The sequence below is a fragment of the Hydrogenophaga electricum genome (assembly GCF_030160815.1).
Lineage (GTDB): Bacteria > Pseudomonadota > Gammaproteobacteria > Burkholderiales > Burkholderiaceae_C > Hydrogenophaga > Hydrogenophaga electricum.
In genome coordinates, this window is record NZ_BSPB01000010.1 from 30,056 (window position 1) to 42,395 (window position 12,340).

Here is a 12,340-nt window from a genome sequence, read left to right on the forward strand (position 1 = left end):
TCACCGGAGCACACACCATGCAAGACATCCTGGACCAACTGGAAAAGAAGCGTGCGGCCGCACGCCTGGGCGGCGGGCAAAAGCGCATCGACGCCCAGCACGGCAAGGGCAAGCTCACCGCGCGTGAGCGCCTCGAAATCCTGCTCGACGAAGGTACCTTCGAAGAGTGGGACATGTTCGTGGAACACCGCTGCACCGACTTCGGCATGCAGGACACCAAGATCCCCGGCGACGGCGTGGTCACCGGCTACGGCATGATCAATGGCCGTCTGGTGTTTGTCTTCAGTCAGGACTTCACCGTCTTCGGCGGCGCGCTGTCGGAGGCCCACGCCGAGAAGATCTGCAAGGTGATGGACCAGGCGATGAAGGTCGGCGCGCCGGTGATCGGCCTGAACGACTCGGGCGGTGCCCGCATTCAGGAAGGCGTGGCCTCGCTCGGCGGTTACGCCGAGGTGTTCCAGCGCAACGTGATGGCCAGCGGCGTGATTCCGCAGATCAGCATGATCATGGGGCCCAGTGCCGGCGGTGCGGTGTATTCGCCGGCCATGACCGACTTCATCTTCATGGTCAAGGACTCGAGCTACATGTTCGTGACCGGCCCCGAGGTGGTGAAGACGGTGACGCACGAGGAAGTGACCGCCGAAGAACTGGGTGGCGCGATCACACACACCACCAAGAGCGGTGTCGCCGACGGTGCTTTCGACAACGACGTCGAGGCCCTGCTGATGCTGCGGCGCCTCTACAACTACCTGCCGCTGAACAACAAGGAAAAGGCGCCCGTGCGCCCCAGCGGTGACCCCATCGACCGCGCCGATGCGAGCCTGGACACCCTGGTGCCCGAGAACCCGAACAAGCCCTACGACATGAAGGAGCTGATCCTCAAGACGGTCGACGACGGCGACTTCTTCGAGATCCAGCCCGACTACGCCAAGAACATCCTCACCGGCTTTGCCCGCATGGACGGCCAGACGGTGGGCATCGTGGCCAACCAGCCGCTGGTGCTGGCGGGCTGCCTGGACATCAAGAGCTCGATCAAGGCCGCGCGTTTCGTGCGCTTCTGCGATGCGTTCAACATCCCGGTCATCACCTTTGTGGATGTGCCCGGCTTCATGCCCGGCACCTCGCAGGAATACGGCGGCATCATCAAGCACGGCGCCAAGCTGCTGTACGCGTATGCCGAATGCACGGTGCCCAAGATCACGGTGATCACGCGCAAGGCTTACGGTGGCGCCTACGACGTGATGGCTTCCAAGCACCTGCGCGGTGACGTGAACCTGGCCTGGCCCAATGCCGAAATCGCGGTGATGGGGGCCAAGGGCGCGGTCGAGATCATCTTCCGCGAAGAAAAGAAGGACCCGGCCAAGCTCGCTGCCCGCGAAGCGGAATACAAGTCCCGCTTTGCCAATCCCTTCGTGGCCGGCGCGCGCGGCTTCATCGACGACGTGATCCTGCCGCACGAAACCCGCAAGCGCATCTGCCGCTCGCTGGTGATGCTCAAGGACAAGAAGATCGACAACCCGTGGCGCAAGCACGGGAACATGCCGCTGTGATCCATCTTTCTGCCGTTGTTGCGCGCCGGATCGGCTCGGGTGGTGGGAGCGTTTTGCTCCGTGTCCCCCGGCCTTCGGCCTCCTCCTTTACCTGCGCAAAACGCTCCCGCCACCCGAGCGTGTGGGGCGTGTTCCATGCGGCCATCCCGTTGAGTCCTTCGCAGCGAGGAGTGGGGCGGGTGTGCCGCAGCGAAGTCAAGGAGGAGCCGGCCGCAGGCCGGCGGGGGACATGAGCGGAGGCGCACACGCTCCGCTCCTTGCGGGCACAGCAACAACGGCCAGCCAAAACCACTGACTTCTGCAATGGAGAATTCCATGTTCAAGAAAATCCTGATTGCGAACCGCGGCGAAATCGCCTGCCGAGTCATCGCCACTGCCCGCAAGATGGGCATCGCTACCGTGGCCGTTTATTCCGAGGCCGACAAAGAAGCGCGCCACGTGCGCCTGGCCGACGAGGCCGTGCTGCTGGGCCCGGCGCCCTCGCGCGAGTCCTACCTGGTGGCCGACAAGATCATCGAGGCTGCGAAAAAGACCGGTGCCGAAGCCATCCACCCCGGCTACGGCTTCCTGTCGGAAAACGAAGCCTTCGCCGAGCGTTGCGAGAAAGAAGGCATTGCCTTCATCGGCCCCAAGGCCCATTCCATTGCGGCCATGGGCGACAAGATCGCTTCGAAGAAGCTGGCCAACGAGGCCCAGGTCAACACCATCCCCGGCTACAACGACCCCATCCCCTCGGCCGAGCAGGCCGTGGAGATCGCCAAGGGCATCGGCTACCCGGTGATGATCAAGGCCTCGGCCGGCGGCGGTGGCAAGGGCCTGCGCGTGGCCTTCAACGACAAGGAGGCGCTCGAAGGCTTCACCGCCTGCCAGAACGAAGCCCGCAACAGCTTCGGCGACGACCGCATCTTCATCGAGAAGTTCGTCGAGCAGCCGCGCCACATCGAGATCCAGATCCTCGGTGACAGCCACGGCAACGTGATCTACCTGAACGAGCGCGAGTGCTCGATCCAGCGCCGCCACCAGAAGGTGATCGAAGAGGCGCCGTCGCCCTTCATCTCCGACGCCACGCGCAAGGCCATGGGCGAGCAGGCCGTGGCCTTGGCCAAAGCGGTGAAGTACCAGTCGGCCGGCACGGTGGAGTTCGTGGTCGGCAAGGACCAGGACTTCTACTTCCTGGAAATGAACACCCGCCTGCAGGTGGAGCACCCGGTGACGGAGTGCATCACCGGCCTGGACCTGGTCGAGCAGATGATCCGCGTGGCGGCTGGCGAGAAGCTGGCCTTCACGCAGGCCGACGTCAAGCGCGACGGCTGGGCCATCGAGTGCCGCATCAACGCCGAGGACCCGTTCCGCAATTTCCTGCCGTCCACCGGCCGGTTGGTGCGCTTCACGCCGCCGGTCGAAACCATGTGGCAGGCCGACACGGCCCACAAGCAGGGCGTGCGCGTGGACACCGGCGTGTTCGAAGGCGGCGAGATCCCGATGTTCTACGACTCGATGATCGCCAAGCTCATCGTGCACGGCAAGGACCGCAACGATGCCATCGCCAAGATGCGCGAGGCGCTCAACGGCTTCGTGATCCGCGGCATCAATAGCAACATCCCGTTCCAGGCCGCGTTGCTGGCGCACCCGGACTTCGTCTCGGGCGCTTTCAACACCGGCTTCATCGCCCAGCACTACGCGAACGGCTTCCGTGCCGAGGACGTGCCGCACAGCGATGCCGATTTCCTGGTCGCGCTGGCCGCCTTCGTGCGCCGCAAGAGCCGCGAACGTGCCACGGGCATCTCGGGCCAGTTGCCGGGTTACGGCGTGAAGGTGGGCAGCGACTACACCGTGATCAGTCTGGCGGCCGATGGCCAGCACCGCTACACGCCGGTGCACGTGGACGAATTCGTGGGCGAGACGGGTTATGCGTCGGTGCAGGTGGGTGAGAAGCGCTACAAGATCAGTTCGCCTTCGCGCCTGAACGACATCGTCATCACGGGCGAGGTCAATGGTCAGGCCTTCGTGGCCCAGATGGAGCGCGGCTCGGCCAAGAACCCGCTGGCCCTGGTGGTGCAGCACAACGGCACCAAGCTGGAGACCATGGTGGTGTCGCCACGCATGGCCGAGCTGCACCAACTCATGCCGTTCAAGGCCCCGCCGGACATGAGCAAGTTCGTGCTCTCGCCCATGCCGGGCCTGCTGGTCGATGTGGCCGTGCAGCCGGGGCAGAAGGTGCAGGCCGGTGAGCGCGTGGCCGTGATCGAGGCCATGAAGATGGAAAACGTGCTGTTCGCGGCGGCCGACGGTGTCGTGGGCAAGGTGCTCGCGAGCAAGGGCGAGTCGCTGGTGGTGGACCAGCCCATCGTGGAGTTCGAGCAATGAGCCCCAACACTTCCGCGCTGCGCCCTGAGCGGCCGTTCAAGGTGCTGGGCATCCAGCAGATCGCCATCGGCGGCCCTGACAAGCTCAGGCTGCAGAAGCTCTGGGTCGACATGCTCGGTCTGGAGGTCACCGGCACCTTTCGCAGCGAACGCGAAAACGTGGACGAGGACATCTGCGCCATCGGCACCGGCCCCTTCAAGGTCGAGGTCGACCTGATGCAGCCGCTGGATCCGGATAAGAAGCCGGCGGTGCACACCACGCCGCTCAACCACATCGGTCTGTGGATCGATGATCTGCCGGTGGCGGTGGCGTGGCTGAGCGCGCAAGGGGTGCGGTTCGCGCCCGGCGGCATCCGCAAGGGGGCGGCGGGTTTCGACATCACCTTCCTGCACCCGAAGGGCAACGACGAATTCCCCATCGGCGGGGAAGGCGTGCTGATCGAGCTGGTGCAGGCGCCGCCCGCGGTGGTGAGCGCGTTTGCCCAACTGGCGGCACAGCCGGCTTGAGCGTAGCCGGCCGCTTTTTTTAAGAGCCTGAGGAGACAGGCCCCGCCGGCAGACCGCCGAGCGGGGCTTTTTTATTCGCAGATCATGTAGGTCTTGGTCAGGGGCTCCAGCACCTCAAAGGCTCCCGCGAAGCCCGGTGGAATGTAGATGGCCTCACCTGGTCCGGCTTCCTCGAAGCCACCCCGTTCATCGTGCACCCGGCAGCGGCCTTGTAGCACCGTGAACAGCTCGCGTTCGGTCGGGCCCATGGCGATGCGCCAGTGACCGGGCTCGCAGCGCCAGACCCCGCAGTACACCTGGCCGGCCACCAAAGGGTCGTCCACCCGGTTCCAGGTTTCGCGCAGCGGGTTGCCACGGATCAGCCGCTCCGGGCGGGGGTGATCGGTGTCGGGCGTGCCGGCGGGTTGTGCGTCCAGTTTGATGAGGCGGGTGGTCGGGGAAGTCATGGTGGTGATTGTCGGGGACACGATCATGGACCGGGGCGCCCGGGCGTTCCGGCGCTCTGTGCGAACCGGGGGACTGCGGGGAAATGGCCCGTCTGTTCCGGGCACCGGAGTCGGGCGCTGCGCTCTACAGTGATCTCCTGTGGTGGGGAACTCTGGGTGGAGGCCCCTGACCCGCAAGGAGCGCACGATGAACCCCTGGAAGCCCCCTGTCCCGACAGCCGCCGAAGAGACCCGGCCGGTGGTCCTCGCGCAGGCCGACTCGGGGGGATGGCACGCCCAGGCAGCACGCTGGCGCGGGCACGATGCGGCCCGGTTGCCCTGGTCCGCATCGGTGCTGGATGAGTTTTCCTGGCGCATGGCCCGCCATGGTCTCAGCGTGCACCGTGCATCGATGCGGGGCGACCGCTGCTATGCCTTGGCCCAACTTTCGGCCGCCAGCGATTTGCCCGACGACACCTTGCGGCTGCTGGCGACGCAGCTCTTCCGGCAGTTTGTGACGCAGCGCCCAGGCCTGCCGCCCATGCACTGACGTTGCCCATCGGGGTTTCCCCGGGGTTTTCTCAATCCGCAGGCCCGGTCGCCGATAGGAATGCCAGGCGCGTCGCGTCCCCTGGCGCCCATGGAGACCTTTGCATGATCCTGCTCAACCCCTTGCGAATCGGCACGCGATTGATGCGCCGGTTGCATCTGCCGACCAAACTGGGTCTGCTGGCGCTGGTGCTGTTCGTGCCCCTGGTCATCATCAGCCTGACCCTGACCCATCGCCTGAACAGCACGATCCGTATCACGGCGGCCGAGATCGATGGCATGGCCCTGGCCCAGCGGCTGGCGAGCGTGACCACCGAAGTGCAGAAGCACCGTGGGCAGACGCTGCTGCTTGCCGCCGGCGACGCTGGGGCGCAGGCGGCCCTGGTTCAGACCGGCGAGCGGCTGCGCGCCGCGCTGGAGGCCATGGACACCGCGGTGACCGCCCGGCCCGATTTCGATCTGGCGACGGAATGGGGGCGGCTGCGCGCGCAACTGGCGGGCCTCGGGGACGCCGGGAATGCCTCGGCGCAGCAGGCCTTCGACCGCCACACGGCGGCGCTGCGGGCGCTGCGGCTGTTTCTCTACACCACCGCCGAACGGTCGAGCCTGCTGTTCGATCCCGACCCGGCCAGCTATTTTCTGATGGACCTGACCGTGAGCCACTTGCCGCGCTGGGCCGAGCTGGTGGCTCAGGTGCGTGGGTTGGGCGCCAGCCAGGCTGGGTTGGCTGAGCGCGATCCGGTCTGGCGGACGCGCATCGTCAGCAGCATCACCGATGCGCGCGAGGCCACCGCTGACATCGCGTATCTGCAGGGGTTCCTGACGCGGTACGGGGTGTCCGACCTGCACGGCGCGGAGGCGATGAAGGGGGTGGAGGCGTTTCTGGCCGAATCCGGGCGTGCGTTTGCCGATTCCGGCGCCCCGGCGATGACCGGTGCGCAGTACTTCGAAGCCGGCACGCGTGCCATGGCGCCGGTGACCGCCTTCCAGGCGGAAGTGCAGGACCGTCTGCTCACTCTGTTGCAGGCACGCCTGGCCAGCGATAAGCAGTTGCGCCTGTACAGCCTGGTGGCTGTGGCGGTGGGGATCGTGCTGGTGGCGTTCCTGATGCTGTCGTTCTATTGCAGCTTCGTGACCGACTTCCGGCGAGCCATCGATGTGATGCGGCAGACGGCCACCGGCAACCTGCGCACCCACATCGCTGTGCACGGCCGCGACGAACTGGCCGAGCTGGCGGGTCTGCTGGACCGCATGAACGCCAACCTATCGGCGATGGTGGCCGAGGTGCGCAGCAACTCGGCCCTGGTGGCGTTTGCCGGCAAGAGCCTGGCGGCCGGCAACCGCGACCTGGCCGACCGGACCGAACAGCAGGCCGCCAGCCTGGAGCAGACCGCGGCCAGCGTGCAGGAGCTGTCCAGCACGGTGCAGCAGAACGCGACCACCGCCGTCGACTCCGATGCCCAGGCCGCGAAGGTGCGCGACGTGGCCGAGTCCGGCGCCCGCAGCATGGGTGAAGCGGTGAGCTCGGTCGAGGTGATCCAGAAGAGCGCCCAGCAGATGGACGAGATCATCGGCGTGATCGACAGCCTGTCCTTCCAGACCAATATCCTCGCGCTCAATGCGGCGGTCGAGGCAGCCCGGGCGGGCGAACAGGGCCGTGGATTCGCGGTGGTGGCCAGCGAGGTCCGCTCGCTGGCCCAACGCTCGGCGGCCGCAGCGCGTGAAATCCGGGTGCTGATTGAAACCTCGTCGAACCAGGTGGCGCACGGTGTGCGACAGATCCGCAGCGCCGGCGACAACATCCGGCAAATCGTCGACGGCGTGCGCGGGGTGGCCAGCAACATGTCGCTCATCTCGGCCGCCAGCGCCGAGCAGAGCAGCGGGCTGTCGGAGATATCGTCCGCTGTGCGCCAGCTCGACACCATCACCCAGCGCAACGCCCAGATGGTCGAGCGTGCGGTGGAGCAGGCCAACCGGCTGGAGGGGCGGGCCTCCCACTTGGCGCGGGCGGTGTCGTCGTTCCTGTTGCAGCAAGGCACGGCCGAAGAGGCCGTGCAATTGGTGGACCGCGCGCTGGAGCACCGCCGCCGCCATGGTACGGGCGCCTTCGCCCAGGCCATCACCGATCCGGCACAAGGCTTCCATGATCGCGACATGTACGTGTTCGCGCTCGACCGGCAAGGCACCTACCGGGCCTTCGGGGGCAAGCCGGAAAAGGTCGGGTCGAGCGTGCACGACATTCCCGGCGTGGACGGTCAGGCGCTGCTGGAAGACATCGTGGCGCAGGCGGAGCAGGAGCCGGGCTGGGTGGAGTACAACATCGTCAATCCGGTGACCGGCGCGCTGCAGACCAAGATGTCGTACGTGACCCGCGTGGACGATCTGTACGTGGGCTGCGGCATCTACAAAACCGGCATCTCTCGCACGGCCTGACGGCGGAAGCGAGGGGCTCTAGCCGGAGGGGCTCTCGCGCCGCGCCCGTGCGCGGGCCAGGGCGGCCTCGATCACGGCCCTTTTCTTGTCGAGCACGGCCGGGTCGGTGTGCAGCGAATGGGCGGCCAGGTCGGCCAGCTTCATGCGCGCCTTGTCTTCCAGGCGGGCCTCGTGTTCCTTCTGCTCCCGCGCGAGACGCTGCCGCCGCCGGTGGTAGCGGTCGCGCGCCTGATCGGCCAGCGCGGCCGGCCAGGCCGCCCAGCCGGAGGCCTGGCCGACCGGTTCCAAACCGATGCAATCCACCGGACACACGGGAATGCACAGCTCGCAACCGGTGCAGTAGGCGTCGATGACGGTGTGCATGGTCTTGTTGCTGCCCACGATGGCATCGGTGGGGCAGGCCTTGATGCACAGGGTGCAGCCGATGCACCAGCTTTCGTCGATGACGGCAACGGTCACCGGGCCTTCCACGCCGCAATCCGGGTCCAGCGGCTGCACCGCCCGGCCGGTGAGGGCGGCCAGCCGTTCCACCCCTTCCTGGCCTCCGGGCGGGCAGCGGTTGATGGCGGTTTCGCCGGCGGCGATGGCTTCGGCGTACGCGGCGCAATCGGGGTAACCGCAGCGTGTGCACTGCGTCTGGGGCAGGGCATCGTCGATGCGGCGGGCCAGTTCGTTCATGAGCCGACTATACCGGCGCAGGCACGCGGTGCAGCGGCCGGTCGGGTGGGTTTCAGGCCGTCTTGGCCGGCACCGCGCGCTTGCGCGCCGGGGTCTTCCGGGCAGGGGCTTGCGCCGCCGCGTCGGGCGCGGAGGGGCTGGGTTGGTGCGCCAGGATGAAGGCCTTGACTTCCGGGTAGACCAGATCGCGCCAGCGCTTGCCGCTGAAGATGCCGTAGTGCCCGGCCCCCTTGGCTTCGTAGTGCTTGCGCTGGGCCGCCGGGATGCCGGTGCACAGCGCATGGGCCGCTGCGGTCTGGCCCGAACCGGAGATGTCGTCGAGCTCGCCTTCCACCGTCAGCAAGCCGCTGTGCACGATGTCCTGCGGGCGCACGCGCTCGACGCGGCCCTGCTCGTTGCGCACGTCCCAGGTGCCGTTGACCAGTTTGAAGTCCTGGAAGACGGTGTGGATGGTTTCCAGGTAGTAGTCGGCGTCCATGTCGAGCACCGCGTTGTATTCGTCGTAGAACTTGCGGTGCACCTCGGCGCTGGCGTCGTCGCCCTTGATGAGGTTCTGGAAGTAGTCGTAGTGGCTGTTCAGGTGGCGGTCGGGGTTCATCGCCACGAAGCCGGTGTGCTGCAGGAAGCCCGGGTAGACGCGCCGGCCGGCACCGGGGAATTTGTCGGGCACGCGGTAGATGACGTTGTTCTCGAACCAGGCGAAGCTGCGCTGCGTGGCCAGGTTGTTGACCGCCGTGGGCGACTTGCGCGCGTCGATCGGGCCACCCATCATGGTCATGGACAGCGGCGTCGTCTCGCCGCGCGAGGCCATCAGCGATACCGCAGCGAGCACGGGCACCGTGGGCTGGCACACGCTCATCACGTGGCAGTTGCCGTAGGTCTTTTGCAGGTAGCGGATGAACTCCTGCACGTAATTGATGTAGTCGTCCAGGTGGAATTCACCCTCGGACAGGGGCACCAGGCGGGCGTTCTTCCAGTCGGTGATGTAGACCTTGTGGTCCTTGAGCATGGTGCGCACGGTGTCGCGCAACAGCGTGGCGTAGTGACCCGACAGCGGGGCCACGATGAGCACCACCGGCTGGCCCTTGAGCTTGCCCAGGGTGGTCGTGTCGTCGGAGAAACGCTTGAACCGGCGCAGTTCGCAGAACGGCTTGTCGATTTCCACGCGCTCGTGGATCGCCACGTCCACGCCGTCCACATCGACGGTATGGATGCCGAATTCGGGCTTTTCGTAGTCTTTGCCCAGGCGGTGCAGCAGGTCGTAGCCCGCTGCCATGCGCTGCGCCAGCGGCAGGTGGCCAAGGGGAGACAGCGGGTTGTTGAGCAGCTTGGACGTGACCGAGGCCAGGTCGGAAAACGGCTCCATGATGGAACGCTGGGTCTCGTAGATCTGATACAGCATGGGGGAGGCGATTGGTTATGTTGCAGTGCAATATATCAGCATGCCCCTGGGGCCGTGAGGGGGCAAACACCTAATTTGCCTCGCAGACCTGTCACCTTCGTGAAAGAATTCCGCGGGTATTTCCTTTCCGTTTCCGCGTCCAATTGAGGGTTTTTCCGTGAACGATTCCGACACTTCCGTGCCCGCCACGGACCTGGGCATGCTGGCAGACTGGCCGGAAACGCCACCCCTGCCGGTCCTCTTTGTGGGTCACGGCAGCCCGATGAATGCCGTGGAAGACAACGCTTGGCGGCGCCAATGGCAGTCGCTGGGCACGGAATTGCTCGATGGCTGGGAGCGCCCGCGCCTGATCCTGTGCATTTCGGCCCACTGGATCACGCAAGGCTGGCACCTCACGGCCATGGAACGGCCCAGAACCATCCACGATTTCGGCGGCTTTCCCCAGATCCTGTTCGATCAGCAGTACCCGGCGCCGGGAGCCCCGGCCATGGCCGAGGCCATCGGCACGGCCCTGAGCCAGCCCGGATCGGGTGAGCCGCTGGGGCTGGACACCGGCGAATGGGGGCTCGACCACGGCGCCTGGTCGGTGCTCAAGCCGATGTTTCCCGCCGCCGACATTCCGGTGATCCAGCTCAGCATGGACTACGGCCAGCCGCCCGAGGCGCATTTCGCGCTTGGCCAGCAACTGGCTGCCTTGCGGCGCAAGGGGGTGCTGATCGTGGGCAGTGGCAACGTGGTGCACAACCTGCGCGCCCTCAATTTCGGCGCTGGCGACCACCAGGCCTACGACTGGGCCATCGAGTTCGACCGCTTTGTCGCGGACGCGGTGGCCCAGGGGCGTCTGGGTGACCTGTCCGGGTTCCGGCAACAGGGCCGCACCGCGCAGCTGGCGCACCCCAGCTGGGATCACTACCTGCCTCTGCTCTACGCCGCCGGTGCGGTGGTGGGGGAGGAGGGCTCCGGCAGCGAGGCGCCGGTGCGATTCTTCAACGAGGGCTTTCAGGCGGCCTCGATATCGATGCGCTCCATGCTCTGGCGCTGAGAGCCGCCACGAAAAAGGCCGCTCGGTGAGCGGCCTTTTCAGCGAGATGACGGGCGCGGACGGCGCTCAGATCACCTTGGCGATGGCCTGGCAGACGTAGTCGATGTTCTTGCTGTTGAGCGCGGCCACACACATGCGGCCGGTATCGGTGCCGTAGATGCCGAATTCGCTGCGCAGGCGCACCATCTGGTCCTTGCTCAGGCCCGAGTAGCTGAACATGCCGATCTGGGTGGTGATGAAGCCCATGTCCTGCTGCACGCCAGCGGCCTTCAGGCCATCGACCAGCTTCTGGCGCATGGCCTTGATGCGCACGCGCATTTCGGCCAGTTCCTTTTCCCACAGGGCGCGCAGTTCGGGGTTGTTGAGAACCGCCGCCACGACCGCGCCGCCGTGCGTGGGCGGGTTGGAGTAGTTGGTGCGGATGACGATCTTGAGCTGGCTCAGCACGCGGGCGGCTTCGTCCTTGTCGGCCGCGACCACCGACAGCGCACCCACGCGCTCACCGTACAGGCTGAAGCTCTTGGAGAAGCTGGTGGAGACGAAGATGTCCAGGCCGGCGGCCACGAACTTGCCGATCACGGCGCCGTCTTCGGCGATGCCGTGGCCGAAGCCCTGGTAGGCCATGTCGAGGAAGGGCGTCAGGCCCTTGGCCTTGACGACGGCGATCACCTGGTCCCACTGGGCCGCGGTGATGTCGTAGCCAGTGGGGTTGTGGCAGCAGGCGTGCAGCACGGCAATGGTGCCGGGCGCGGCCGCGTTCAGGTCGGCCAGCATGCCGTCAAAGTTGACCGAACGCGTGGCGGCGTCGTAGTAGGCGTAGGTACCCACCTCGAAACCGGCGTTGGTGAAGATGGCGCGGTGGTTTTCCCAGCTCGGGTCCGAGATCAGGACCTTGGCGTTCGGGCTGACCTTCTTAAGGAAGTCGGCACCGATCTTCAGGCCGCCGGTGCCGCCGATGGCCTGCACCGTGGCGACACGGCCGCTTTTGACCACGTCGGACTCGGCGCCGAAAACCAGGCCCTTGACCGCGTTGTCGTAGGCCACGATGCCGTCGATCGGCAGGTAACCACGGGCGGTGGGCTTTTCCATCATGGCCTTTTCGGCCGCCTGCACGCACTGCAGCAGCGGCAGCTTGCCGTTGTCGTCGAAGTAGACGCCAACGCCAAGGTTGACCTTGTGGGGATTGGTATCGGCGGCGAATTGTTCGTTCAGACCCAGGATCGGGTCGCGCGGAGCCATCTCGACGGCGGAGAACAGAGACATGGTGCGTGTGGTCGGTGCGGGATTGGAGGGGCGGGCGGATCGCGTTCGGCGCAGCCGAAGCCGGCGACAGCCCAACCCGGCATTCTACCGGCGGCCCTGCGCGGGCGGTGCACGGTCCCGGCATG

General features: G+C 66.3%; 10 protein-coding genes. 6 read left to right on the plus strand and 4 right to left on the minus strand.

Translation table 11 applies throughout. The features are described 5' to 3' along the window. The first annotated feature begins 17 nt into the window (after positions 1 to 17). The 3 genes from QQK43_RS08560 to QQK43_RS08570 all read left to right on the plus strand — a co-directional run bounded on the left by QQK43_RS08560 (position 18) and on the right by QQK43_RS08570 (position 4,423). Positions 18 to 1,550, plus strand: coding sequence for an acyl-CoA carboxylase subunit beta (locus QQK43_RS08560; protein ID WP_284307425.1), 1,533 nt, complete (start codon positions 18 to 20; stop codon positions 1,548 to 1,550). A 315-nt stretch (positions 1,551 to 1,865) separates the two neighbouring features. Beyond that, positions 1,866 to 3,917 carry an acetyl-CoA carboxylase biotin carboxylase subunit gene (locus tag QQK43_RS08565; protein ID WP_284307426.1) on the plus strand — a complete coding sequence of 684 codons (2,052 nt, stop codon included), beginning with the start codon at positions 1,866 to 1,868 and terminating at the stop codon, positions 3,915 to 3,917. Beyond that, positions 3,914 to 4,423: a VOC family protein gene (locus QQK43_RS08570; protein WP_284307427.1), complete on the plus strand. Its 510-nt coding sequence runs from the start codon at positions 3,914 to 3,916 to the stop codon at positions 4,421 to 4,423. Before QQK43_RS08565 ends, QQK43_RS08570 begins: the two co-directional genes overlap by 4 nt. Positions 4,424 to 4,494: 71 nt before the next feature. Here the strand turns inward: QQK43_RS08570 and QQK43_RS08575 are convergent, their stop codons facing one another. Continuing rightward, a complete protein-coding gene (locus QQK43_RS08575; protein WP_234265982.1) occupies positions 4,495 to 4,869 on the minus strand; it encodes a cupin domain-containing protein in 375 nt (124 codons plus the stop codon). Positions 4,870 to 5,056: 187 nt separating this feature from the next. Here QQK43_RS08575 and QQK43_RS08580 point away from each other — a divergent pair, with 187 nt between their 5' ends. Together QQK43_RS08580 and QQK43_RS23410 are read left to right on the plus strand one after the other, a co-directional pair. Beyond that, positions 5,057 to 5,398: a hypothetical protein gene (locus tag QQK43_RS08580; RefSeq protein ID WP_234265981.1), complete on the plus strand. Its 342-nt coding sequence runs from the start codon at positions 5,057 to 5,059 to the stop codon at positions 5,396 to 5,398. Positions 5,399 to 5,502: 104 nt separating this feature from the next. Further along, positions 5,503 to 7,830 (plus strand): methyl-accepting chemotaxis protein, encoded by a 2,328-nt coding sequence (locus QQK43_RS23410; protein WP_348533527.1) that lies wholly within the window; start codon positions 5,503 to 5,505, stop codon positions 7,828 to 7,830. A gap of 18 nt (positions 7,831 to 7,848) precedes the next feature. Here QQK43_RS23410 and rsxB read toward each other — a convergent pair whose 3' ends face one another. Both rsxB and QQK43_RS08595 read right to left on the minus strand, forming a co-directional pair. Further along, complete coding sequence (rsxB, locus tag QQK43_RS08590; RefSeq protein ID WP_284307428.1) at positions 7,849 to 8,508, minus strand: electron transport complex subunit RsxB; 660 nt, start codon at positions 8,506 to 8,508, stop codon at positions 7,849 to 7,851. Between the two features lie 52 nt (positions 8,509 to 8,560). Continuing rightward, positions 8,561 to 9,910: a polyhydroxyalkanoate depolymerase gene (locus QQK43_RS08595; protein WP_284307429.1), complete on the minus strand. Its 1,350-nt coding sequence runs from the start codon at positions 9,908 to 9,910 to the stop codon at positions 8,561 to 8,563. 199 nt (positions 9,911 to 10,109) lie between these two features. Here QQK43_RS08595 and ygiD point away from each other — a divergent pair, with 199 nt between their 5' ends. Next, positions 10,110 to 10,952: a 4,5-DOPA-extradiol-dioxygenase gene (gene ygiD / locus QQK43_RS08600; RefSeq protein ID WP_284307476.1), complete on the plus strand. Its 843-nt coding sequence runs from the start codon at positions 10,110 to 10,112 to the stop codon at positions 10,950 to 10,952. Positions 10,953 to 11,018: 66 nt separating this feature from the next. Here ygiD and QQK43_RS08605 read toward each other — a convergent pair whose 3' ends face one another. Next, positions 11,019 to 12,215: an amino acid aminotransferase gene (locus tag QQK43_RS08605; RefSeq protein ID WP_284307430.1), complete on the minus strand. Its 1,197-nt coding sequence runs from the start codon at positions 12,213 to 12,215 to the stop codon at positions 11,019 to 11,021. Positions 12,216 to 12,340: the final 125 nt, after the last annotated feature.